At 68.4% G+C, this 22,952-nt stretch carries 27 protein-coding genes; 13 read left to right on the forward strand and 14 right to left on the reverse strand.

What is annotated here, in order from left to right; all coding sequences use genetic code 11:
- Window positions 1-212: hypothetical protein (locus tag ACWEH3_RS33290; RefSeq protein ID WP_356967402.1), on the forward strand; the 212-nt coding region annotated here is incomplete at its 5' end.
- Between the two features lie 72 nt (window positions 213-284).
- Here the strand turns inward: ACWEH3_RS33290 and ACWEH3_RS33295 are convergent.
- The 4 genes from ACWEH3_RS33295 to ACWEH3_RS33310 all read right to left on the reverse strand — a co-directional run bounded on the left by ACWEH3_RS33295 (window position 285) and on the right by ACWEH3_RS33310 (window position 5,098).
- Complete coding sequence (locus ACWEH3_RS33295) at window positions 285-1,454, reverse strand: CHAP domain-containing protein (protein ID WP_450025087.1); 1,170 nt, start codon at window positions 1,452-1,454, stop codon at window positions 285-287.
- 241 nt (window positions 1,455-1,695) lie between these two features.
- Window positions 1,696-2,547, reverse strand: a complete 852-nt coding sequence (locus ACWEH3_RS33300; protein WP_450025085.1) for a TIGR02569 family protein — start codon at window positions 2,545-2,547, stop codon at window positions 1,696-1,698.
- A gap of 51 nt (window positions 2,548-2,598) precedes the next feature.
- Window positions 2,599-3,783, reverse strand: coding sequence for an adenylyltransferase/sulfurtransferase MoeZ (gene moeZ, locus ACWEH3_RS33305; RefSeq protein WP_364439028.1), 1,185 nt, complete (start codon window positions 3,781-3,783; stop codon window positions 2,599-2,601).
- Between the two features lie 157 nt (window positions 3,784-3,940).
- Window positions 3,941-5,098 carry a DUF3152 domain-containing protein gene (locus ACWEH3_RS33310; RefSeq protein WP_450025083.1) on the reverse strand — a complete coding sequence of 386 codons (1,158 nt, stop codon included), beginning with the start codon at window positions 5,096-5,098 and terminating at the stop codon, window positions 3,941-3,943.
- 299 nt (window positions 5,099-5,397) lie between these two features.
- On the opposite strand from ACWEH3_RS33310, the gene ACWEH3_RS33315 reads away from it, so the two are divergent.
- Window positions 5,398-6,054 carry a TetR/AcrR family transcriptional regulator gene (locus ACWEH3_RS33315; RefSeq protein WP_039800303.1) on the forward strand — a complete coding sequence of 219 codons (657 nt, stop codon included), beginning with the start codon at window positions 5,398-5,400 and terminating at the stop codon, window positions 6,052-6,054.
- A gap of 82 nt (window positions 6,055-6,136) precedes the next feature.
- Here ACWEH3_RS33315 and ACWEH3_RS33320 read toward each other — a convergent pair whose 3' ends face one another.
- Both ACWEH3_RS33320 and ACWEH3_RS33325 read right to left on the reverse strand, forming a co-directional pair.
- Entirely contained in the window at window positions 6,137-6,364 is a 228-nt protein-coding gene (locus ACWEH3_RS33320; protein WP_355077360.1) for a DUF3107 domain-containing protein, read from the reverse strand.
- Between the two features lie 67 nt (window positions 6,365-6,431).
- The gene (locus ACWEH3_RS33325; RefSeq protein WP_450025081.1) at window positions 6,432-6,971 is read right to left on the reverse strand and encodes a YceI family protein; all 540 of its coding nucleotides are present in this window, start codon (window positions 6,969-6,971) and stop codon (window positions 6,432-6,434) included.
- Between the two features lie 102 nt (window positions 6,972-7,073).
- Between ACWEH3_RS33325 and ACWEH3_RS33330 the strand changes: the two genes are divergently transcribed.
- Entirely contained in the window at window positions 7,074-7,913 is an 840-nt protein-coding gene (locus ACWEH3_RS33330) for a helix-turn-helix domain-containing protein (RefSeq protein ID WP_450025079.1), read from the forward strand.
- A gap of 1 nt (window position 7,914) precedes the next feature.
- Here the strand turns inward: ACWEH3_RS33330 and ACWEH3_RS33335 are convergent, their stop codons facing one another.
- From ACWEH3_RS33335 to ACWEH3_RS33345, 3 genes are read right to left on the reverse strand one after another with little or no spacing between them, the layout of a single operon-like run.
- A complete protein-coding gene (locus tag ACWEH3_RS33335; protein WP_379254957.1) occupies window positions 7,915-8,616 on the reverse strand; it encodes a ferritin-like fold-containing protein in 702 nt (233 codons plus the stop codon).
- Window positions 8,617-8,643: 27 nt separating this feature from the next.
- Window positions 8,644-9,699 (reverse strand): alpha/beta hydrolase, encoded by a 1,056-nt coding sequence (locus ACWEH3_RS33340; RefSeq protein WP_450025076.1) that lies wholly within the window; start codon window positions 9,697-9,699, stop codon window positions 8,644-8,646.
- Window positions 9,700-9,754: 55 nt separating this feature from the next.
- Window positions 9,755-10,612 (reverse strand): SCO6745 family protein, encoded by an 858-nt coding sequence (locus ACWEH3_RS33345; protein WP_450025074.1) that lies wholly within the window; start codon window positions 10,610-10,612, stop codon window positions 9,755-9,757.
- A gap of 408 nt (window positions 10,613-11,020) precedes the next feature.
- On the opposite strand from ACWEH3_RS33345, the gene ACWEH3_RS33350 reads away from it, so the two are divergent.
- From ACWEH3_RS33350 to ACWEH3_RS33370, 5 genes are all read left to right on the forward strand, one after another.
- Entirely contained in the window at window positions 11,021-12,772 is a 1,752-nt protein-coding gene (locus ACWEH3_RS33350; RefSeq protein ID WP_450025093.1) for a DEAD/DEAH box helicase, read from the forward strand.
- 27 nt (window positions 12,773-12,799) lie between these two features.
- Window positions 12,800-14,026, forward strand: coding sequence for an Rv3212 family protein (locus ACWEH3_RS33355; RefSeq protein ID WP_450025072.1), 1,227 nt, complete (start codon window positions 12,800-12,802; stop codon window positions 14,024-14,026).
- 286 nt (window positions 14,027-14,312) lie between these two features.
- Complete coding sequence (locus ACWEH3_RS33360) at window positions 14,313-14,918, forward strand: acid phosphatase (protein ID WP_450025070.1); 606 nt, start codon at window positions 14,313-14,315, stop codon at window positions 14,916-14,918.
- The gene (locus ACWEH3_RS33365; protein WP_450025068.1) at window positions 14,915-15,439 is read left to right on the forward strand and encodes an N-acetyltransferase family protein; all 525 of its coding nucleotides are present in this window, start codon (window positions 14,915-14,917) and stop codon (window positions 15,437-15,439) included. Before ACWEH3_RS33360 ends, ACWEH3_RS33365 begins: the two co-directional genes overlap by 4 nt.
- A 5-nt stretch (window positions 15,440-15,444) precedes the next feature.
- Complete coding sequence (locus tag ACWEH3_RS33370; protein ID WP_450025066.1) at window positions 15,445-16,152, forward strand: endonuclease V; 708 nt, start codon at window positions 15,445-15,447, stop codon at window positions 16,150-16,152.
- Here ACWEH3_RS33370 and ACWEH3_RS33375 read toward each other — a convergent pair.
- Entirely contained in the window at window positions 16,131-16,553 is a 423-nt protein-coding gene (locus tag ACWEH3_RS33375; RefSeq protein ID WP_444543667.1) for a hypothetical protein, read from the reverse strand. The genes ACWEH3_RS33370 and ACWEH3_RS33375 overlap by 22 nt on opposite strands.
- Window positions 16,554-16,744: 191 nt before the next feature.
- On the opposite strand from ACWEH3_RS33375, the gene ACWEH3_RS33380 reads away from it, so the two are divergent.
- Window positions 16,745-17,689, forward strand: coding sequence for a diacylglycerol/lipid kinase family protein (locus ACWEH3_RS33380; protein ID WP_450025064.1), 945 nt, complete (start codon window positions 16,745-16,747; stop codon window positions 17,687-17,689).
- Between the two features lie 256 nt (window positions 17,690-17,945).
- On the forward strand, window positions 17,946-18,200 hold the full coding sequence (locus tag ACWEH3_RS33385; protein ID WP_011211115.1) for a WhiB family transcriptional regulator: 255 nt from the start codon (window positions 17,946-17,948) through the stop codon (window positions 18,198-18,200).
- Between the two features lie 528 nt (window positions 18,201-18,728).
- Here the strand turns inward: ACWEH3_RS33385 and ACWEH3_RS33390 are convergent.
- Both ACWEH3_RS33390 and ACWEH3_RS33395 read right to left on the reverse strand, forming a co-directional pair.
- Entirely contained in the window at window positions 18,729-20,243 is a 1,515-nt protein-coding gene (locus ACWEH3_RS33390) for a sensor histidine kinase (RefSeq protein ID WP_364439052.1), read from the reverse strand.
- 22 nt (window positions 20,244-20,265) lie between these two features.
- Window positions 20,266-20,481 carry a biotin/lipoyl-binding carrier protein gene (locus ACWEH3_RS33395; protein WP_379054177.1) on the reverse strand — a complete coding sequence of 72 codons (216 nt, stop codon included), beginning with the start codon at window positions 20,479-20,481 and terminating at the stop codon, window positions 20,266-20,268.
- A gap of 90 nt (window positions 20,482-20,571) precedes the next feature.
- Between ACWEH3_RS33395 and ACWEH3_RS33400 the strand changes: the two genes are divergently transcribed.
- A complete protein-coding gene (locus ACWEH3_RS33400; RefSeq protein WP_022597109.1) occupies window positions 20,572-20,646 on the forward strand; it encodes a 50S ribosomal protein bL37 in 75 nt (24 codons plus the stop codon).
- A 147-nt stretch (window positions 20,647-20,793) separates the two neighbouring features.
- Here the strand turns inward: ACWEH3_RS33400 and rsrA are convergent, their stop codons facing one another.
- Window positions 20,794-21,060 carry a mycothiol system anti-sigma-R factor gene (rsrA, locus tag ACWEH3_RS33405; protein WP_450025090.1) on the reverse strand — a complete coding sequence of 89 codons (267 nt, stop codon included), beginning with the start codon at window positions 21,058-21,060 and terminating at the stop codon, window positions 20,794-20,796.
- A gap of 20 nt (window positions 21,061-21,080) precedes the next feature.
- Window positions 21,081-21,755 carry a sigma-70 family RNA polymerase sigma factor gene (locus ACWEH3_RS33410; protein ID WP_083880799.1) on the reverse strand — a complete coding sequence of 225 codons (675 nt, stop codon included), beginning with the start codon at window positions 21,753-21,755 and terminating at the stop codon, window positions 21,081-21,083.
- 255 nt (window positions 21,756-22,010) lie between these two features.
- On the opposite strand from ACWEH3_RS33410, the gene ybaK reads away from it, so the two are divergent.
- Window positions 22,011-22,505, forward strand: a complete 495-nt coding sequence (gene ybaK, locus ACWEH3_RS33415; RefSeq protein ID WP_450025060.1) for a Cys-tRNA(Pro) deacylase — start codon at window positions 22,011-22,013, stop codon at window positions 22,503-22,505.
- A 72-nt stretch (window positions 22,506-22,577) separates the two neighbouring features.
- Complete coding sequence (locus tag ACWEH3_RS33420) at window positions 22,578-22,877, forward strand: hypothetical protein (protein ID WP_379254941.1); 300 nt, start codon at window positions 22,578-22,580, stop codon at window positions 22,875-22,877.
- The last annotated feature ends 75 nt before the right edge of the window (window positions 22,878-22,952 follow it).

Below are 22,952 nucleotides of genomic sequence, written 5' to 3' on the forward strand. Positions count from 1 at the left end.
AGGGCGAGAACATCCCGGAGCCGGGCATTCCGGAATCGTTCAAGGTCCTGCTCAAGGAACTCCAGTCGCTGTGCCTCAACGTCGAAGTGCTGTCGGCGGGCTCGGCCATCGAATTCCAGCACGCTGACGACGAGGTCGATCGCACGGCCGCCAATCTGGGAATCAAGCTGTCCGGCAATGAGTCCGCTTCGGTGAACGACCTCTCGAGCTGATCCTGCCGCACATTGATCGGCGCGCCGCGCACAAAGCTGCCGCAATGGCTCGTGCGCGGTGCGCCGGTTCCGTCAGGACGCTCTTGCCTGGTTGGACGGTGGCTTGACCACGCCGACGAGCGATCCCGCGTTCATGGAATAGCTGTTGGATTTCAATTGATCACTGGAATTGCCCTCGATGGTGGTGATCCGGCCGGTTCTGGGATCCACGGACTCCACGATTCCGACATGGTCGGGGGTTCCGTCACCCTCCCAGTCGAAGATGATCATGTCCCCCTTTTGCGCGCTCGAGATATTCGCCGCCAAGCCCATGTGTTTGGCGTCGTTCCAGACGGAGGGCACGTAGTTGGGATTGGTCCAATGGACGTTGTAACCGGCCTGATCCCAGGTCCAAGTGGAGAAAGCCGCGCACCATGCCCCATTGATGTTGTACGGGGCCTTGTAGAGCTTGCCGTCCGGGCCGCGGAACATCGGGACGTTGTTGCCGCCGATCTCGGAGACACCGAGCGCCAGTTGCTCCCGCGCCTTCGCGACGATGTCGTCCGGGGTTCCGGTACCACGGGTCCAGGTGGCGTTGCTCGCGGTCGGCGCCCACGGAGATACGGACCCGGCATCCGGCGCATTGCCGTAGGGGTTGCGCGGGAGGTCCGGCATCATGTCGTAGATATTGCCCGCGTTCCTTCGCATGCCATTGTCCGCGTCCTCGATCGTGTCGTGCACACGGTCCACGCCCTCCAAGATCAGCTGTAACAGCCGGTTCTCCTCGGCGGCGGTCAGGTGCAAGTTGCCATCGGGCAGCCGGGTCAGCTGGTGCTCGCCGGGTTCGTGGCCGAGCTCGGTTTTGAGCCCGTTCACGATCTCTTTGACATCCTGGAACGCCTTGTTCGAGGTGTCGAAGCTCGCGATGGCCCGTTCGTTCACACCGTCGTTCTGAGCTTGCAGTTGTGACGTTTTGTCCAGGAACGCACCGCGCTGTTTGTCGTAGTTGTCGACCAGCACCGATGATCCGGGCTCGAGCGTCTGGGCACCATCCTTGGTGAGCTTTTTGCCGTCCGCGCTCAGCAGCTTCTTGTCCCCCAGCCAAGCGATCATGTCCGGCTGCCCGCCATGCCAGCCGGAGGCGAACAGCAAGACCGCATTCTGCATGTACACATTCGCCGCGTCGACGACCGCGTTGAGACCGCCACTGGCATAGGGGGGATGCGGAAGGTCGGGGAGATCCAGGTCGGCGAGCGTCGTCATGCACGCCCTCCGCTCCGCGCAGTCCACACGGCCGGTCCCCGCAGGACAACAAACAGCATCCGTAAACCTCTCTCGGCGAGAGTCGCCTGGCACATGCGGCGCACATGCCTCATCGCGAGTATCGGGCATTCCCGACATTGGCAATGCCGACAAGTCCGTCCGAAAGCCAGATGAGCTTGCCCACCGGACCTGCGAGCCGGTTCCGTGGTTCCGAATATGTTGTCCGAGAGCAACTGCACTCTCAAAGGGTGAGTCGTACCATGTCCGCCGTGCGTGCCAGGCCGGGGAACGCCTGGGGGGTCGATCGCGGGTGCAGCGCGTGCACCGCGAGCCGGAACATCACCGCGCGCAACAACATCTGCGGCCACTCCGGCAGGTCCGCCCAGCGATCGAGCAAGCCGTCGTCCGCGCCGCCCCAGGACAGTGCGTCCACCACGATCACCGCCGCCGCCCAGGGCACCGGCCGCCAGTACGGGGTGAGGTCGGTGAGCCCGGGGGTCTGCGCGCCCGCGAACAACACGGTGCCGAACAGGTCGCCGTGGACCAGCTGCGGAGGCGACTGCACCGGTTTGCGGAGGGTGGCCAGTTGGCCGATCAGTTCGATGCTGCGCCGCCCGTCCGGGGAGGTCGACAGCGATGCGCCGCCCGCGCGCAGGCTGCGCAGCGGCACCGGCTCCCAGGCGGCGCGGTCGGCCGCGACGAACACGTCGATGTCCACCCACGGCACCACCGGTGGCTGAGCGAGGAAGCGCGGACGCTCCAGCTTCTCCGTCGCCTTGTGCAGGCGCAGGGACACCGAGACCACCTCGTCGTGCCGGGGTTCCGGCATGCCCTCCAGGTAGGTGTCCGCGCGCCAGCCGGACACCACATAGCGACCGTCGGTCGCCCGCACGGGACGGGCCAGCCGCAGGCCGTCCACCTTCAACGCCTCACGGACCTTCGCCGACCACGCCGCACGCGCGTGATCGGTGACCGGGCTGAGCACCACGTCACCCAAGCGCCAGCCGCCTTCCCAGTCGCCGAGCGAAACCGGGGTCACTTCGCGCAGACCGAACGTGGCACGCACATGCTCGGGAGGTTCCACAGAAGTCACGGACGTACGCTACGTGGTGTCTGTTTCAGCGCCCCTCCGGCACGCCGCGACTCAGTACACCGGCAGCGACTTGTCCACCTGGTTGGCCCAGGCGATCACGCCGCCCTGCAGGTGGGTGGCGTCGGAGAAGCCCGCGCGCTTGAGGGCGGCCAGGGCCTCGGCGGAGCGCACTCCGGTCTTGCAGTGCAGCACGATCGGACGGTTCTGAGGCAGTTCGGACAGCGCCTCACCGGACAGGATGCGGTCCTTCGGGATGAGCTTCGCGCCCTCGATGTGCACGATGTCCCACTCGACCGGCTCGCGCACGTCGATCAGCTCGATGTCCTTGCCCGACGCCAGCAGCTCCTCGAGCTCGCGCGCGGTGATGGTGGACCCGGCCGCGGCCGCCTGGCCCTCCTCGGACACCACGCCGCAGAACGCCTCGTAGTCGATCAGCTCGGTGATCGGCTGACGCTCCGGGTCGCGGCGCAGCTTGATGGTCCGGTAGTTCATGTCCAGTGCGTCGTACACCATCAGACGGCCGAGCAGCGGCTCACCGATGCCGGTGATCAGCTTGATCGCCTCGGTGACCATCACCGAACCGATGGACGCGCACAGCACGCCGAGCACACCGCCCTCGGCGCAGGACGGAACCATGCCGGGCGGCGGGGCCTCCGGGTACAGGTCGCGGTAGTTGATGCCGCGCCCGTCCGGGGCGTCCTCCCAGAACACCGAGACCTGGCCCTCGAAGCGGTAGATCGAGCCCCACACGTACGGCTTGCCCGCCAGCACCGCGGCGTCGTTGACCAGGTACCGGGTGGCGAAGTTGTCGGTGCCGTCGACGATCAGGTCGTACTCGCGGAACAGTTCTACCGCGTTCTCCGGTTCCAGCCGGATCTTGTGCAACCGCACATCGATGCCGGAGTTGATCTCCAGGATCGAGTCGCGCGCGCTGTCGGCCTTCGGACGGCCGATGTCGGATTCGCCATGGATGACCTGGCGCTGCAGGTTCGAGGCGTCGACCTCGTCGAACTCGACGATGCCGAGCGTGCCCACGCCCGCGGCGGCCAAGTACAACAGGGCAGGCGATCCGAGGCCACCCGCGCCGATCACCAGCACTTTGGCGTTCTTCAGACGTTTCTGCCCGTCCACGCCGAGATCGGGGATGATCAGATGTCGGCTGTAGCGGGCTACCTCATCCCTGGTCAGCTCCGCGGCCGGCTCGACAAGTGGCGGCAGGGACTTGGGTGATGACACGTCCAGGACTCCTCGAATCGCTTGGCCGATCGCTGCGGCGGTATGACGCCCTCGGCGGGTTGGTTCAACTGTGCAACACCGACGACCGGGCCGTTCTTCCCGCCCATCGTTCCGTATACCCGCCGCACCGCGACAACCACCCCTTTCGGCGCGATCACTATCCCCGGGGGTAGGGCCAGGGGTTGAAGCGGCAGCGCTTGCCGTCCATCGGGACCACGCCGTGCGGGTCGAGGGCGGCGATGTCGTCGTTGCGGGTGCCGAAGGTCTGCTGCATCATCACCGGCGCCAGCCCGCCGTCGGTGTCGCATGCCTGATGCTGGTGGTAGCCGATGGCGTGGCCGACCTCGTGGTTGATCTGGTACTGCCGATAGGACCCGATATCGCCTTCGAACGCGAGCGCGCCGCGCACCCACCTGACCTCCGACAGCACGACGCGGCGATCGTCGGCGTTGTAGCAGGAGGTATCGATCGGGATGTCGAAACCGCATTCCTTGCGGCTGGATCCCCGTGAGGTGAGCGAGACGCGGAAGTCCACCTCGCCCTGGTCGACCCGGCGGAACGCGAACTTGGGGTCGTGCGTCCAGCTCTTCGGGTTGGCCAGCGTGGAATCGATCATCTTGGCGACGGCCTCGTCCCCGCCCAGGCCGGAAGTGTCCACGCCGTTCTCGATTTCGACGGTGTAGCGGAAGGCGGTCGCGGTTCCGGTGCCGATCTGGGCGGTCGTGCCGGGCACTACGTGCCAGACGCCCGCACCGGACTCGGCGAAGGCGCCGCCTTCCGGAAGAGCCCCGGTCGGCAGGTCGGTGGGAAACTGCCCGTCACCCGGCGGAGCGCCGATGATGCCCGCGGTCGCGGTGGCCGGACTGAGTCGGCCGAGCCCCGGATCCGAGCCAGCGGCGTTGATGTCGTCGGTGGCGCGGATCGCGTCGACCACCACCAGAACGGTGATCACGACCAGAACCGGCAACGCGTACGCCCGCCAGCCGTAGGTCGAGACGAATCTGCCCAGTGCGCTCTGCTTCTTGGCATCCCGCTCGGGACGCGACCTCGTCCTGCCCTCGTCGGGAGCGGTCGGATCCCAGCGGGCGCGCAGCGGTTGGTGGGATCGCTCGGCCTTGTGCGAGTACAGACCGAGCGGATCGTAGACCTCGGCGCCATCGTGTTCGAGCTGCGCCAGGGCTGAATCCGGCTGGGGCGCAGGAGGTTCGGGCGCTTTGCCGCGCATGCGCTTACTTGTCTCCCGGTCGGGCGACCCGCCGCCCGCCCCGGCCCGCTCGGCCGCGCCGGTCCGAGCCGCCTCACCGGATCGCGCCACTGGCCAGCTTCTCGCCACGCCGTCCGACCCTACGGAACCAGGCGCGCCGGAGCCAGCCGGGCGACGCGCACCGCGCCGCCCGCCGGGGGGTCTTTCCGGTCGGTCGGTCACGTTCACCAGCGTCTCACAGCGGCGAATCCCCACCTGCGGGCATACCAGCGGGCCCATCGGTGCGACAATGTGTCTCCGGGTGGCACCAGTTGCCCGGCCCCGATCCGCGGGCGGGCGACAACCGGGTATCGTTCATGAGATAACCCGGTGCACACCCCTTTGCCGGGGAATCGACTGGGAGAGCCGAAATGACTGACCTCGTGGACCGGATGACGTCCCGTAGATCGTCGTCCGAGCCCGCCAAACGCGGTACCCGGCTTCCGCGCGACGAGCGACGTCTACAGCTACTCGCGGCGGCAAGCGAAGTCTTCGTGCAGCGCGGCTATCACGCCGCAGGCATGGACGAGATCTCGCAGTGCGCCGGAGTGAGCAAGCCGGTGCTGTATCAGCACTTCACCAGCAAGCTCGAGCTGTATCTCGCGGTGCTGCAGAACTACGTCGACATGCTGGTGTCCAGCGTGCGCCAGGCGCTGCGCTCCACCACCGACAACAAGCAGCGCGTACGCGCGGCGGTGCAGGCGTACTTCGATTTCGTGGACAACGAGATGCAAGGCTTCCGCTTGGTCTTCGAGTCCGACCTGACCAGCGAGCCGCAGGTGCAGCGCCGCGTGGAGCAGGCCACCGAGGCCTGTGTGGACGCGGTCTTCGACCTCGTCGCGCACGACTCGGGCCTCGATCCCTACCGGGCCCGCATCCTGGCCGTGGGTCTGGTCGGCGCGAGCCAGTTCACCGCACGGTACTGGCTGGAGGCCGATCGGCCGATCCCGAAGGAGGAGGCGGTCGACACCACCGTCTCGCTCGCGTGGGGCGGCCTGAAGCACGTGCCGCTGCACCCGATCGACTGAGCGCGGTCACGACGACGAGCGAGCCCCTGCCCCCGACCGATCGGGGGCAGGGGCTCGCTGCGTTTCGGCGGGAAGCCGGAAGTCAGACGGCGGCGAAACCGACGCGGCCGCCGGTGGTCGAGCCGATCTCGACGTAGGCGACCTTCGAAGCCTGGATCAGGAACTTGCGGCCCTTCTCGTCGGTGAGCGTCAGGACGCCATCGTCGCCGCCGAGCGCACCGGACACCAGCGCCTCGACCTCTTCCTGGGTCTGCGCGCTGCTGATCACCAGCTCGCGCGGGCTATCCGAAATACCGATCTTGACCTCCACGGCCAACCTCCGAACCTGAGAGTCCTGTGCTGTCGGTTCCAAGGCTAGTGCGAGCCGGCGGGGGCGCTCACTTGGGCTCGACGAGCTGGATCTCCAGTTCGATCTTGACCGTGTCGCTCAGCATGCCGGGCAGAGCTCCGCCGACGCCGAAGTCCGTGCGCTTGATGGTGCCGGTGGCGGAGAAACCCGCGTGCCGGTCGCCGGTGGGACCGAAGTCCTGCACACCGCCCCACTCGACCTCCAGCGTGACCGGCTTGGTGATCGCGCCGAGCGTGGCCTGCCCCTCGACCTCGAAGGTCTCGGCGACGACCACGGGGTGGTCGGCGCGGAAGGTCAGCGTCGGGCGATTGGCGACGTCGAGGAAATCGGCGGTGCGGATGTGCGCGTCCCGATCGGCGTTGCCGGTGTCGAAGGAGTCGAGGTAGATCGTCGCGCCGACGGTGGCCGCGCCCGATTCGTCGACCACGAATTCGGTCTCGAACCGGTTGAATCCGCCACGCACCTTGGAGATGCCGAGATGGCGGATGGTGAAGGCGACCGAGGAGTGCGCGGCGTCGAGTGCCCACGAACCGGACTTCAGCGTGGTGGATTCCGAGGTAGATGTCATGCCTCCGACAATGACCGGACCGCGGTCCGGTAGCCAGACCGCCGTTATCCTGGACCTGACAGGGCGCGGATAACCATCCCCGGACCGGGCACGATGGGATCTATGGCAAGCAACGGATTCGCGGAGTTCCTCATCGCCCGGCGCGCCGAACTGCGGCCGTCGGATGTCGGCTTGCCCGAGGGCGGGCGCCGCCGGACACCCGGGCTGCGTCGCGAGGAGGTCGCGGTGCGCGCGGGCGTCAGCGCCGACTACCTGGCCCGGCTGGAGCAGGGCCGCGACACCAATCCTTCGCTCGCGGTGATCGACGCGTTGGCCGACGCGCTGCTTTTGCGCGGGGACGATCGCCAGTACTTCGGCATGCTCGCAATGGCTTCCGGCAACGAATCCCGATGCCCCGGTAGCGAATCCGCGCGCGAGCAGGTGACTCCGACGATCGAGACGATTCTGCGCGCGTTGCAGCCGACACCGGCCTTCGTGGTCGGTCGCAGACTGAACGTGCTGGGCTGGAACCAGGCGTGGGCCGATTTCGCCGCCCCGCTCGGCTTGCTGGACGGACCGGATCAGCCCAATCTCGCCTGGTACACCTTCGTGCATCCCGCCGCCCGGCGCGTCCTGCGCAACTGGGAGGAAGCGGCCGACACCTTCACCGCCGCCCTCTGCCGCGCCAAACTCCATTGGCCCGGCGACGACGCGCTGCTCGAGACGATCGAGGCGCTGCGCGCGCTCCCCGACTTCGCCGGTCGCTGGAAGCCGCATCGGGTCGGCGCACCCGGCTCCGGCACGCTGCACCTCGACCATCCCGTGCACGGCATGGTCGAGGTTCCGTTCGAGATGCTGGAAGCCGACGGCCGGGACCAGAGCGTCGTGGTCTGGCTGATCGACCGCGCGAGCATCCACGCGCCCGGTTTGCGGCTGGTGCCCAACCGCGCGGCGAACGAATAGCTCAGATGCCGAGGACCGCCATGCGCTCGGCGTGGCTGTCCTGCATCCGCTCGAACAGCGCCGCGATGCCGTTGAGATCGCCGGTGGCGGTGAGCACCAGATCCGTCAGCTCGTCGCGCTGCGCCATGACGAACTGCGCCTGGGTGATCGCCTCACCGAGCAGCCGCCTGCCCCACAGCGTGAGCCGGTCGCGCTCGGAGCGGCTCTCGGTGACCGCCCGGCGCACCTCCTCGACGACGAACTCGGAATGCCTGGTCTCGGCGAGCACGTCGCGGACCACCGCGGCGACGTCGGGGGTCAGCGCGCCCGCGATCTCGGTGTAGAAGTCCGCGGCGATGCCGTCACCGACGTAGAACTTCACCATCGACTCGAGCCACGTCGACGGGTCGGTGGACGCGTGGTAGTCGTCCAGCGCGCGCACGAACGGCGCCATCGCGTCGAAGACGCCGGCGCCGCGCGCGGCCAGCGCGGACTCCAGCGTCTTGAAATGCTCCATCTCGGCCGCGGCCATCTTCGCGACCGCCACCTTGCCCCGCAGCGACGGCGACAGCTTGGCCTCCTCGGCCAGCCGGTAGAACGCGGATATCTCGCCGTAGGCGAGCACCGCGAACAGGTCGGTCACGCCGGGATGGCTCGCGGGGATGGAAAGGCTTGCTGGGTCGGTCGACGAAACACCTAACGCGGCAGGTGACTGTGCTCCCATGCGCCCCAGCGTAATACTCACCGCGCCTCAGGAGGTCTCGGCAAGGAACTTCTCGAGGTAACTCCATGTCGTGTCACGTGCGGTCGGCGCGGCCAGGATGCCGAGGTGGCTGCCGGGCGCGGTCTCGTAACGGACCATGGCCGCTCCCGTGAGCAGGTGCACACCTCCCTCGACGGCGGGAGCCGGGGTGATCACGTCGGACGGCCCACCTACGAGCAGCACCGGCGCGGTCACGTTCGCCAGCTCGATCCGGCGCTCGCCGAGCCGGACGACACCGCGACCGATGTCGTTGTTCAGGATGAACCGGCCCCACAGCTGACCGTAGAAACGCCCCGGATATCCGGGCATCTCGGCCATGAACCGATCGATCGTCTCCATCTTCGCCAGCGCCTCGGTACGCGCGATATTGCTCGCGACGAACCATGGCCGGGTCAGCTCACGATCCCAGGCCGTGACCTTGTAGCCGATTCGAGTCAGTGTCGCAGGAACGCCACCGGCCGCGCGGATGACGGTCGAGGTGCCGCGGCCACCGGTGAGTTTCGCGACCGCGCGCAGCTGCGGCACGCCGGTCATCCGGTCGTAGTCCAGCGGCGAGCCGACGGCCGTGACGGACCGGATGGGCAGCTCGGGGTGCGCCGCGGCGGTCAGCAAGGCCAGCGTGCCGCCGAGCGACCAGCCCACCAGATCCACCGCGCGCCCGTCGCGGTCGGCGCTGGTGCGCAGCACCGCCTCGGGCAGGATGTCGTCGATCCAGTCCTCGAAGCCCATGCGCCGGTCGGCGAAGGTGATCTCGCCGTAGTCGACGACGTAGGGGCTGCGGCCGATCTCCAGCAGGAAGCGCGCCAGGCTCTGGTCGGGCCGCAGATCGAAACAGGTGGCGGGCGCGGCCAGCGGCGGGACCAGCAGGACGGCCGGATCCGCTTCCGCCGCATCCCCCTCCGCGCGCTCGAACCGCCGCAGTTGCCGGTGCGGCTGGTCCCACAGGATCGTCGCGGGGGTCGGGTCCGGCGCCTCGATGCCGGAGCCGAAGGTCAGCGCCCAGGCGTTGCGCGCGGCGATGGTGACAGTGTCGGCAAGGCTCACAGCGAAGAGAGTCTCACATATCGGTACCGCCAGTAACAGGCAACTGCCCGCCGCGCTACCTCGGCCCCATGCCGACGGGGTTGAGCGGCGGAACCACCGACTCCTGCACGCTGCGCACCAGCGGCGCGAGCGAGGTGGTCAGCTCGGTGATCGCGTCGGCCGACAACACCGCGAGCGCACCGGTCCACGCCGCCTCGTCCGTCTCGGCCTCTACCGCGGCCAGCAGTTCCGCGCCGCTGCCGGTGAGGGTCGGAGTGACCGGCTCCCCCGCGACCAGCCCACGGGCCCGCAGCTCGTCGAAAGCGTCCGCCCATTCCCTCTCCGACACCCCGCGCGCGGGCCGCATCACCGACTCGGGCGCCTTGCCCGCGGCCACCTGCGCGACCAGGGCATCGCGTCCGCTGAGACCGTGCGTGACCAGGGCCGCGACATGGCCGTCGCCGCGATGCTCACGCAGGGAGGTGGCCAGCTGCCACAGCGCGGCCACCGGGTCGGCGGGCAGCGGCAAGGCCGCGTTCGCGGCGAACAGCGCCCGTCCCGTGGGATCGGCGGCACGCTGCACCGGCGCCAGCAGCTCGACCGCGCGAGCCGACACCGCGTCACCCGCGCCGACGCCGCGCAGCAGGCCGGTGGCCAGCTCGAGCCGAGCGGTCAGGCAGCGTTGCGGCGTCGCCCGCTCCCACGCCTCCGGCAGCGCGCGACGCACCATGTCGGGGTGGAATCCGGCGAAAGCCGCCTGCACGGTGGCGGGCGTCACCGCGCCCAGCGGCGCGGCGCGGAAAGCGAAGTAGGTCTGCCAGTAGCCGCGCAATCCGATCCCGACGCCCGCCTCCTTGACGCCGGCTCCGAAATAGACGACATCGTGTAGCGGTTCGAGCGTCGCCCAGATTTGCCGCGCCGGATGAATTCCCATGTGGCGCAGCGTACGTGGGAGCCCTGCGCGGCGAAAGCACGCTGCGGGTCCGGAGCATTTTCGATAGCGCGCCGCGGTGGCAATTCGAACGCGGCACAATATCACGCTACAATCGCGGCGGACAACGGAAAGTTTCGCTCGACAGAGTTGCCGGACGTCGCGCTCACGCACACCGCGGGGACGCCGCTGCGACCGCCGACCGGTTTCGAGTGCGAAGTTTTCGTTGGACAGGAAAATGTGCGCGCACCAATCCGCGTCACCAGTGCGCCGCGCCGATGTTTTGCGAGGTAGCCGCCGCTTTTGTGGCAGGCGCCCGGCATCCGGAGCGTGGCCGGGTGAAGTATCGCCTGCGGAGTCGTGGTCGTCGTGGACCGCCCGGTCCGCCCCACCTCGTGCGCGCGGGACGTGATTACGAGGAAGGCACGAACCCTGAGCAAGATCACAGTCGATCAGGAACCAGGTCTGGCGGACACCCTGTTGACGGCCGAACTGGACGCAACGCATACCGCCCCGACTTTCGCCGAATTGGGCGTGCGCGCGGAAATCGTCCGCGCACTCGGCGAGATCGGAATCGAACGTACTTTCGCCATTCAAGAACTGACCCTCCCGCTGGCGCTCGCGGGAGAAGATCTCATCGGTCAGGCCCGCACCGGCATGGGTAAAACCTTCGGATTCGGCGTGCCGCTGCTGCACCGGATCGCCACCGCGGAATCCGGCACGACGCCGCTGGACGGCACGCCGCGCGCGCTGGTCATCGTGCCGACGCGCGAGCTGTGCATCCAGGTCACCCAGGATCTGGAGAACGCGAGCAAGTACCTGACCAACCACCAGGGGCCGCTGCGCGTCGCGTCGATCTACGGCGGCCGCCCCTACGAGGCGCAGATCGCGGCGCTGCGCGCGGGCGTCGACGTCGTGGTCGGCACGCCGGGCCGACTACTGGACCTCGCCGACCAGCAGCACCTGATCCTCGGCAAGATCGGCGTGCTGGTGCTGGACGAGGCCGACGAGATGCTCGACCTGGGCTTCCTCCCGGACATCGAGCGCATTCTCGGCATGGTCCCGGACAAGCGCCAGACCATGCTGTTCTCCGCGACCATGCCCGGGCCGATCATCACCCTGGCGCGCACCTTCCTGACCCGGCCGACGCACATCCGGGCCGAGGAGCCGCACGACTCGGCGGTGCACGACCGCACCGCGCAGTTCGTCTACCGCGCGCACGCCCTGGACAAGGGGGAGTTGATCGCGCGGATCCTGCAGGCCGAGAGCCGCGGCGCGACGATGATCTTCACGCGCACCAAGCGCACGGCGCAGAAGGTGGCCGACGAACTGGCCGAGCGCGGCTTCGCGGTCGGCGCGGTGCACGGTGACCTGGGGCAGATCGCCCGGGAGAAGGCGCTGACCAAGTTCCGCAAGGGCAGCATCGACGTGCTGGTAGCGACCGACGTCGCGGCGCGCGGCATCGATATCGACGACGTCACGCACGTCATCAATTACCAGTGCCCGGAGGACGAGAAGACCTACGTGCACCGGATCGGGCGCACCGGCCGGGCCGGACGCACCGGCGTCGCGGTGACGCTGATCGACTGGGACGAGCTCAAACGCTGGTCGTCGATCGACGGCGCGCTCGGCCTCGGCATCCCCGAGCCGGTCGAGACCTACTCGCGCTCGCCGCACCTGTACACCGACCTCGGCATTCCCGAGGGCGTCACCGGTGTGATCCGCAAGCCGAAGCCGGAACGCGACCCGGACGCGGAGGTGGTCGAACGCACGGCCCGCGCCCCGCGCAAGCGCAACCGCAAGCGCACCCGCGGCGGTAGGCCGATCGACGGCGCACCGAACGTCACCGATTCGGCCGACACCGACTCCCCCGTGGATGACGAGGTCATCGACACGGAGCAGGCGGCCCCCGAGGCCGACGCGGCCGACAAGCCCGCCCGCCGCAGGCGCAGGCGTCGCAGGGCGACCGGCGACACCACCGACGGCGTCGCCACCGACGAGTCGGGTTCCGAGGCCTCCGACGACAGCGGCGCCGCGGAGGGGACCGACACGACCGACCGTCCCGCTCGCCGCAGGCGCAGGCGGCGGCGGTCGGGCGAAGGAGACATCGCGGCGGAGGACGCCGGGAGCGCGGCCGAGCCCGCGGCCGCCGCGTCGGCCTGACGGCCCGGATCGGCTAGTCTCGCAATCGTGCTCGCACCCGAGCGGCGGACGCGCGCCGATATCATCTCCGCAGTCGCGATCGCGGTTCTCGTCGTGATCGCAGCAGCCGTGGTGTGGGTGCGCGGCGACGCGCACGGCACCGAATCGGTGACCGCGTCGTCCACGGTGCCGACCCCGGTCGCGGCCGATCAGCTGCCGACCGCGCTGCGTGAGGTGTGGCACGCGCCCGACCGTGCGATCACGCGGGCGCTGGTGTCCGGCGGGATCGCGGTGACCGGCGACGACGACACGGTCACCGGACGCGACCCGCGCACCGGCGATCAGCTCTGGAAGTACCGGCGCGACTTGCCGCTGTGCGGGGTCGAGGGCCAGTACGGCATGGTGATCGCGGTCTACCGCGACGAGCGCGGCTGCAGCCAGGCCACCATGCTGGCCGGCGACAGCGGCGCCCGCCGCACCGCGCGCAGCAGCTACATGGATCGGGATGTGCGGCTGTCGGCCGACGGCACCTACCTGCTGGCGCAGGGGCCGCAGCGGCTGGAGATGTGGCGTTCGGATCTGGTGCGCACCGTGGAGTACGGCTACGTCGACGCCCCGGTGAACGTCAGGACGCAGCCGCGCAAAGGGTGCACGCTGCTGTCGTCGAGTTCCAGTCCGTCTCGGCTCGCCGTGCTGGAACGCTGCCCCACCGACCCGGCCGAGCGGCTGACGGTGCTCAACCCGGCTCCCAAGGACAACACGGTGCCGGAGGAGTTCGGTTCGCACGTATTGACCGGTCCCGGATCGGATTCCGCGGAAGCACGGGTGCTCGCGGTCTCCGACAACCGGATCGTGCTCTACTTCCCCGCCGCCACCGGCACCGAGCCGGTACCGCCTCGCTTGGCCGTCTATGACGGGAACGGCAACGCCATTGTGGTGCATCAGCTTTCGGCGCCGCTGAGCCAGACGGCCACGACCACGCGCATCGGATCCGCCTATCTGGTCTTCACCGGAAACAGCGTGATCGCCTTGAACGGCAGCACTTTCGATCCTTTGTGGACCGCGGGCGGCGCGCTCGGCTCACCCGCGCTGATGGCGGGCAAACTGCTGCTGCCAACCACCGGCGCGCTCGCCGTCCTCGACCCGGCCACGGGAACCGAAACCGGCCGGATTCCGGTGGACCGGCCCGGCTATACCGGAAACCCGATCTCGCTCACCGTGATCGGGAGCACCGTGCTGGAACTGCGCGACGGAGAATTGCACGCCTTCGGCTGAGCCACGCGGCCGATCTATTGGTGCCGCTGAGCTCCGACGTCACGATCGAGCTGAAATCGACCAGCCGCCGGTGCACGGCGCGGAAGGTCGGGGGCCGACTACGACGAGCTCGCAATGGGTGACTGCGAGCGATCCGTTGCTCGCGAACTACCAGGCCGAGGTCTCGCGGCCGGTGCCGCTGACAGTGCTCGAGATCGAGCGGCCGACAGGATCGTAGTCCGCTTCGTCACCGTCGCGGGGAGACCACCGTGCCGCTCCATGATCAACGGTGGACCATCATGGAGGTATGTCCGCACTCGACGATGCCCGCGTTGTGCTGCTTCGGCACGGCGAGACCAGCTGGTCAACACAGCGGCGGCACACCGGCCGCACCGATCTCCCGCTCACCGAGCGCGGCGAAGAACAGGCCAGGAGGGCGGGCGAGTTGCTCGCCACGCTGAAATTGCGTAATCCGTTGGTGCGCACCAGCCCCCGACTACGGGCGAGGCGCACCGCGGAGCTGGCCGGGCTCACCGGCGCCGTGGTCGACGACGACCTCGCCGAATGGGATTACGGCGCCTACGAGGGACTGACCACCCAGCAGATCCGCGAGTCCGCGCCCGGATGGACCATCTGGACCGGCCCGGTCCCGGACGGTGAGACCGCAGAGCAGGTGCGCGAGCGCGCCGACCGGGTGCTGGCCGACGTGGCGCCCGCGCTGCCGGAGCGGGATATCGTGCTGGTGGGGCACGGCCACTTCTCCCGCGCGCTGATCGCCCGCTGGGCCGAATTCGACGTCCGGGAGGGCCGCCGATTCGCCATGTCGACCGGCGCGCTGACCGTGCTCGGCTACGAACACGACGCGCGCACGATTCGCACGCACAACCTGGTACCCAACGGAGCGTCACTGTGACCCGACCCGCCACCGACCCCACCGCCCTCGACCTCGGCGCCGCCGTCCTGCGCCGCGCCGTCCCCTCCGACGTGCCCGGCCTGGTCGACCTCATCTACGACCTCGCCGATTACGAGAAGGCGCGGCACGAGTGCACGGTCACCGCCGAGCAGCTGCGCTCCGCGCTGTTCGGCGCGGAACCGAAGGTGTTCGCGCACGTGGTGGCGGACGAGTCGAGGCTGCTCGGCTGCGCCATCTGGTTCCTCAACTTCTCCACCTGGGACGGCGTGCACGGCATCTACCTGGAGGACCTCTACGTCCGGCCGGAGACCAGGGGCAAGGGCTACGGCAAGGCCCTGCTCACAGCCCTGGCGAAGGAAGCGGTCGAGCACGGCTACAGCCGCGTCTCCTGGGCGGTGCTGACCTGGAACAAGCCGTCGATCGACTTCTACGAATCGATCGGCGCCGTAGCCCAGGACGAATGGCTGGGCTATCGGCTGGCCGGCGACGCGCTCGGCAAGCTGGCCGCCGACGCGCGGTAGCGCGGATGTCCTGGTTCCCGCCGCTCGATCTCGCGTCCTGGCCCACCACTGCCGAATCGGCCATGGCCCTGCAGGACGAATTGCGTCCGCTGGTCGCACCGGTCACCCCGCCCGGTACCCGGTTCCGCACGATGGCCGGGCTCGATTCGGCCTACGACGACACCGGCGCCGTGGCCACGGCCGTCGTCGTCTTGGCGGCGGACACCCTGCGACCGGTCGCCTCCGCGGTCGCGCACGGCGTCGCCGATTTCCCGTACATGCCCGGCCTGCTGGCTTTCCGGGAGATCCCGGCCACCCTCGCCGCGCTCGAAAAGCTCGACAGCGCACCGGATCTACTGGTCTGCGACGGCCAGGGACTCGCCCATCCGCGCCGCTTCGGCCTCGCCTGCCATCTCGGACTGCTCACCGGCGTGCCGACGATCGGCGTGGCGAAGACGGTGTGGGGCGATTACGCCGAACCGGGTGCGGAACGCGGCGCGGCCACCGACATCACCATCGACGGAGCGGTGGTGGGGCGGGCGTTGCGCACCAGAACCGGCGTCAAGCCGGTGTTCGTCTCCGTGGGGCACCGCATCAACCTCGACACCGCCTGCGCACAGGTGCTGGCACTGACCCCGCGCTACCGGCTACCGGAGACCACCCGGCACGCCGACCACCTCTGCCGGGCGGCGCTACGCACGGCCACCGGGAACTATTCCGGTTCGACGCCGTAGTCCTGCGCCATCCAGCGGGTGGACGGCGGCGCGAACAGCAGCACCAGCGCGGCGACCGCGACCACCCCGAGCACCGTGCCGTAGACCGGCTGATGCGAGTCGGTGAGCAGCGACCAGGTGACCGGGAGCAACAGCAGCTGCGCGATGACGGCGATGGCGCGCCCCCAGCGTTTCCCCAGCAGGAGCCCGATGCCTGCGGCCAGCACCGCCCCGCCGAGGATGCCGAACCAGGCCGCCGTGCCGTAGCCGCTTGTCGCGGACTGGTCATGCCCGAGCAGCCCCCGCACCACCAGCACGATCGCGAAGCCGACGGCGACGACGCCTTCGAGCGTCACCAATCCCCCGGCCGCCCGCACCGTCGTCGGCGCCGTTCCCGCGGCCGCGCTCTTGTCGCTCACGATCGCGCCTCGCTCGGCTCCGTCGTGCGCCGCAGCGCACGGTGTCCTCGCTTCCCTTGCTGACGCTCGTTCACGCGGCAAGCCTACGACCCCGCTGGTCCGCCTCATCGTCCTGGCGTATGCCGGGAAACGGCATCCGGCGCCATCGCTCGCCGCTTTTCCAGGGCCGGACGGCCGCCAACTAGGCTGCCATCGTGCGGACGCTGCTGATCGTGAACCCGAATGCCACCTCGACCACACCGGCGACCCGGGACCTACTCGCGCACGCGTTGGAGAGCCGCACTCAGCTGACCGTTGCGCATACCCAGCATCGCGGCCACGCCGCGGAACTGGCCCAATGGGCAGCCACGAACGAGATGGACCTGATCGTCGTGCACGGTGGCGATGGGACGGTCAACGAGACCGTCAACGGCTTCCTGCCGCTGCCCGTCCTCGACGACGGTCAAGCCTGGTTGCCACGCCTTGGCGTGATTCCGGGCGGCTCGGCCAACGTCTTCGCCAGGGCGCTCGGCATCTCCCCCGACCCGGTGACCGCGACCAACCAGCTCATCGACCTGCTCACGCTGGACGCCGATCGCCGGATCGGTCTCGGGCTGGCCGACGACCGCTGGTTCTGCTTCAGCGCCGGCGTCGGACTCGACGCCGACGTCTGCGAGGCGATCGACGCGAGCCGCGCCCGCGGCCGCGCCGCCACGCCGGCACGCTATGTTCGAACAACAGTGCGACAATTCTTCCGGGCAAAACGCAAGGAACCCGGCGTTCAGGTCGAAATTCCCGGCCGGGAGCCCGTGGACGCGGTGCATTACGCCTTCGTTACCAACACCACACCGTGGACATATCTGAACGCCACGCCGGTGCACACCAACCCCGGCACCCGGTTCGAAACGGGCCTCGGAGTGTTTGCGGCGCGCTCCATGGCCGTCCTCCCGACGCTCCTGCTCGCGCGCCAGCTCCTGGCGGCCAACGGGAATCCCAAGTCCCGCAATTTATTTCGCGAAGACGACGTTCCCGCCGTACGAATCGAGTCCAAAGAACCGATCGGCCTGCAAATCGATGGCGACTTCATCGGGAAGCGCAACGTGGTGGATTTCACTGCCGTGCCCGATGTCCTGGCCGTCGTCGCGCCGAGACCGCACTGAGCGGCGAAACACCGGGAAAAACATCGCGGGTAGTGCTGCGAAATCCGGGTAGAGCGAGTACAAAGGACCGGGCAGGCTTCCCCACAGCGGGGGCCTTCAGAGCGTGAGCTTCCCCACGGTGCACCGCGTGCCTATTGACATCTACGGTGTTCGTGAAAGCATTCACAAGCAACCGTGCGGAAACATTCGAGTCGCACAAGTGAACGAACCACAAACCATCGGCGCCCTGTGCGGCGCCCAGCAAAGGAGCAGAGGAATGGACTGGCGCCACAAGGCCATCTGTCGCGATGAGGACCCCGAGCTGTTTTTCCCCGTGGGTAACAGTGGTCCGGCGCTCGCACAGATTGCCGATGCCAAGCTGGTCTGCGCTCGCTGCCCCGTAACCGCCGACTGCCTGTCCTGGGCCCTGAAGTCCGGACAAGACGCCGGCGTGTGGGGTGGTATGAGCGAGGACGAGCGCCGCGCGCTCAAGCGTCGCAACGCGCGGACCCGCACCCGCACCGTCGTCTGATCCCCAGACGACCGGCCTTACCGGGCCATTCAGCCCGGCCCGGTAACGCATTTCAGCCCGGCACCCAAAGGTGCCGGGCTGTGTTGTTTTTGCACGCTCGTCCGCGAACTGGAAATGACCGGTCTCGCTTCACGACGAATCCGGAAGCCGACCAATGCGGTTCGCCGGACGGCAATATCGGCAGCGCGGATTAGAGCGCGGCGCGGGCCGCGGTTCGACTCGCGGGCGAGCGGAATTTGTGGGAAAGTGGTTGGTTTCCAACCGGGTTGGGACGGTCGCGAATCAGTGCGACACCTCGCATTCCACTCGTTGCGGACATTCGTGAAGTAACCGTGCCGCAAGCCGCACACCGCGCCCGAGAAGCGGCCCTTCCGCGACATCCGAGCAACAGCGTGCAGCGGGCCCGGCCGATAGCGCGGCGACGGATCCGGCACCGCCTGCTCGCGGCGATGGGAAACTACGGCGCTGCCAAGCGCGACTCGACGCGGTGATCCTCGTCAGCTGCGGCTCACGGCCCGAACGCGCTGGTCAGCGGCCGGAACGACGGCCCAGCGGAACGCGAAGGACGGCATCGGTACCGATGTCGGCGCCGGGGTGCAGGCCGATGGAGCCACCGAGTTCGGCGGTCACCAAGGTTCGGACGATCTGGAGGCCGAGCCGATCGGAGGATTCCAGGCTGAACCCGGGCGGCAGACCGCGGCCGTCATCGCTGATGATCACGTCGAGCCAGCGGGCCGAACGCTCGGAACGGATTGTCACCGTGCCGTTTTCGCCCGAGTCGAAGGCATGCTCGATGGCGTTCTGCACCAGTTCGGTGAGCACCATCACCAAGGGGGTGGCGCGTTCGGCGGAGAAGACGCCGAGCGAACCGGCGCGGCGCACCTTGATGCGCGTGGTGTGCACCGTGGCCACGTCGGCCATGATCGGCAGCAGCCGGTCCACGACCTCGTCGAGATCGACCTCTTCGTCCACCGACATCGACAGCATCTCGTGCACCGAGGCGATGGAGGTGACCCTGCGCACCGATTCGGTGAGCGCGACCTGCGCCTCCTCGTTCTCGGTGCGGCGGGCCTGCAGGCGTAGCAGCGCGGCGACGGTCTGCAAGTTGTTCTTGACCCGGTGGTGGATCTCCCGGATGGTGGCGTCCTTGCTCAGCAGCGCGCGATCGCGCCGCTTGACCTCGGTGACGTCGCGGACGAGCACCGCGGCGCCGGCCAGCTCACCGTGCGGGCGCAACACGAGGGTGCGCAGCAGCACGGTGGCTCCGCGCGCCTCCACCTCCATCCGGCGTCCGGTTCGCCCGGCCAGGGCGGCTTGGATGTCGCCGACCACTTCCTGGGCATCGAACGGGTCGGTGATCAGCGAACGGGTGGTGACGGCGAGATCCTGGCCTGCCAAGTCGGCCTGCAAACCCATCCGGTGGTAGGCCGACAGCGCGTTCGGGCTGGCGTAGACGACGATGCCCTCGGTGTCGAGCCGGATGAATCCGTCTCCCGCGCGGGGGCTGGAATGGGTGGCCGCGCGATCCTCGGTGGTCGGGAAGGTGCCATCGGCGATCATCTGGCACAGATCGTCCGCGCACGCCACGTAGGCGCTCTCCAGCTGACTGCGCACCCGGGAGCGTTGCCGATCGGTGTCCCGGCTCAGCACCGCGATCACGTCGTCGCCGCAGCGCACCGGTATGGCCTCGCGGACCGCGGGCACCGGATGCGGGTGGTAGACGCCGGAGGCCTCGCCCTCACTGTCGGCTCGTACTGTCTCGCCGGTGAGCAGCGCCTCGAACACCTGCGGATGGTCGGTCCGCAACGCGACCGTGCCCACCAGGTCCTCCTGGTGCACGGTGGGCGCGGTGGTGGGACGGCACTGCGCGACGCAGACGATGTCCGCGCCGTCCGTCACCGGTCCCGCACCGACCCACAGCAGCAGATCGGCGAAGGACAGATCGGACAGCAACTGCCAATCGCCCACCACGCGCTGCAGATGATCCACGGCGACGCCGGGTAGGTCGGTGTGCTCGGCCAGCAGCTCGCTCAGTGTCGCCATGCAGATCTACCGCCGCAATCGATCAGGAGATGACCGCGATGAGGTGGCCCGCCTTGATCGCGTCGCCTTCCTTGACACCGATCGAGGTCACCGTGCCACTGGACTCAGCGAGCACCGGGATCTCCATTTTCATCGACTCGAGGATCACCAGGGTGTCGCCCTCCTGGACTTCGTCGCCTTCCTTGGCGACCACCTGGTAGACGACCGACACCAGCTCGGCGAGTACTTCCTCAGCCATGACACCCCATATCCTCGTTGGCCTGCATCCGCTGACGGTACAGCCAACCACACGTGAAAGAATGGCCTTCAATCAGAAGGGAGACTACTCATGGGTAAGCGCGGACGTAAGAAGCGTAGCCGCAAGGGGAACGCGGCCAACCACGGCAAGCGGCCCAACGCCTGAGCGCTACGCTCGGCCCGCAAGCACGAAGCGGCACGCACTTCCAGCAGGAAGGCGTGCCGCTCGCGTTTCGCGGATCGGGCCAGGCGTACCTCCGCCTTCGCTCCGGCCATGCGCGGGCTGCGGACGGACTACTTCCGACCGCACCCATCAGTCGGAGGTCTCGACCGAAGTCTCCCTGGTCACGGTCGTCCGGCGGATCTCGATGGTCAGGCGCTCACGCAGCGACTCGGGCGCGCGATCACCGCCACATTTGCGGCTGAGCAGGCTCTTGACCTTCTCCTCGATGCCGTAGGCCTCGATACACGGACTGCAGTGCTCCATGTGGTGCTGCAACCGTTCCCGCGTCGCGTCGTCGCACTCGCCGTCCAGCATCAGCCACACGTCGGCGAGCACCGCCGTGCAGTCGAGCTCCATGTCGGGGTCCCGCTCGGTACTCACTGCTTGACCTCCTGGCGTTCCCCCGAACGGTTGAATCCACGCTCGCGCGCGACATCGGCGAGCAAACCCTTCAGTTGCTTCCGGCCGCGGTGCAGCCGGGACATCACCGTACCGATGGGAGTGCCCATGATGTCGGCGATTTCCTTGTACGGGAAACCCTCGACGTCGGCGTAGTACACCGCCATGCGGAACTCCTCCGGGAGTTCCTGCAACGCGGCCTTGATGTCGTCGTCCGGTAGCGCGTCCAGCGCCTCGACCTCGGCCGAGCGCAGCCCCTGCGACGTGTGCTCGGCGGTCGCCGCCAGCTGCCAGTCGGTGATCTCGTCGGTCGGATACTGTGCGGGCTGGCGCTGCTTCTTGCGGTAGGAGTTGATGTAGGTGTTGGTCAGGATCCGGTACAGCCAGGCACGCAGATTGGTGCCCTCCCGGAACGACTTGAAGCCCTGGTAGGCCTTCACGTAGGTCTCCTGGACCAGGTCCTCGGCATCCGCCGGGTTCCTGGTCATGCGCAGCGCGGCGCCGTAGAGCTGGTCGAGCAGCGGGAGCGCGTCCCGCTCGAACCGCTGTGCCAGCTCGGCATCGTCGACGGCGGCGACATCGTCGGCCGCCACGTCATCGTCGCTCGTCACACCTGTCCCTTCGATCGCCGTACCTGCCAAATCTACCGGCATCGGCACATCGAAGGAGAATCCGCCGTCGGTCGGGGACACGTCGGTCCCTACCGGGCGGTCATCGAGCAGCACGGGCACAGGCGTCTCCTTCACGTCTCCATAGGGCCTGCTCACGCGGTGGGAATCATTCCGAGCGCGGTGTACCGGCTACAACATGCGCGACGCGTCCGGTGTTCCCAGCCGCCACCGGCTCCCGGCGAATTCGCCGGAAATCCCGTTGCGGGCAGGGTCGCAGCCGCCGTTAGGGTTTGGCCCATGGCAGCAGGCTCGACTCCCGCGATCCGCGCGTTGACCCAGGCGAAGGTGTCCCATCGCGTGCACGCCTACAAGCACGATCCACGCTCCGACTCCTACGGCACCGAGGCGGTCGACGCGCTTGGCGCCGAACTCGGGGTCGCGGCCGAGCAGATCTTCAAGACCCTGGTCATCGAATTGGCCACCGGCGCGCTCGCGGTGGCCGTGCTTCCGGTGCCGAACACGTTGTCGCTCAAAGCCGCGGCGGCGGCGCTCGGCGCGTCGAAGGCGAGCATGGCGGACAAGACGCGAGCGGAGAAGACGACCGGATACGTCCTCGGCGGCATCTCCCCGCTCGGTCAGCGCAAACGGCTGCCCACCGTGATCGACGACTCGGCGCTGACCTGGGACCGGATGCTGTGCAGCGCCGGACGGCGCGGACTGGAGATCGAGCTGGCGCCCGCCGACCTGATCCGGCTGACCGGCGCGGTGACCGCACCCGTGACATCCGCGTAATTCCGCCACGATCGCCGCGATCTGTGCGTTACTGAATTGGCCAGATAGATCCGACTCGAGGATGTGATGCGAATGTCTACGCAGCAGCGTGTGCGCACCGTGATCGTCGCGTTGTTCGGAGCTCTCGTCTTGGCTCTCGGTTCGGTAACGCTCCTCGCCCCCGAGGCAGCCGCCGCGCCGGACAGCCCGCAGATCACACAGGTCAGCGATTCCGTGTTCGACTTCGGCGGTCAGGGTTCGAAGAGTGACGACAAGTCCGGGAAAGCCGAGAAGCTGAGCGGCAATGTCACCACCAAGCTGATCGACTTGGTCGCCGGAATCATCAAGTGCGGCTTGAATATCGCTTCACCCAGCGTGAAGTGCAGTCTGTGATTTCTTGCTGTGTTGTTTCCAGCGCCTGCGGCGCTGGGTGTTCGCGGCCCGGCTCGTGTCCGAGTGACACGAGCC

The sequence above is a fragment of the Nocardia sp. NPDC004718 genome (assembly GCF_053601535.1).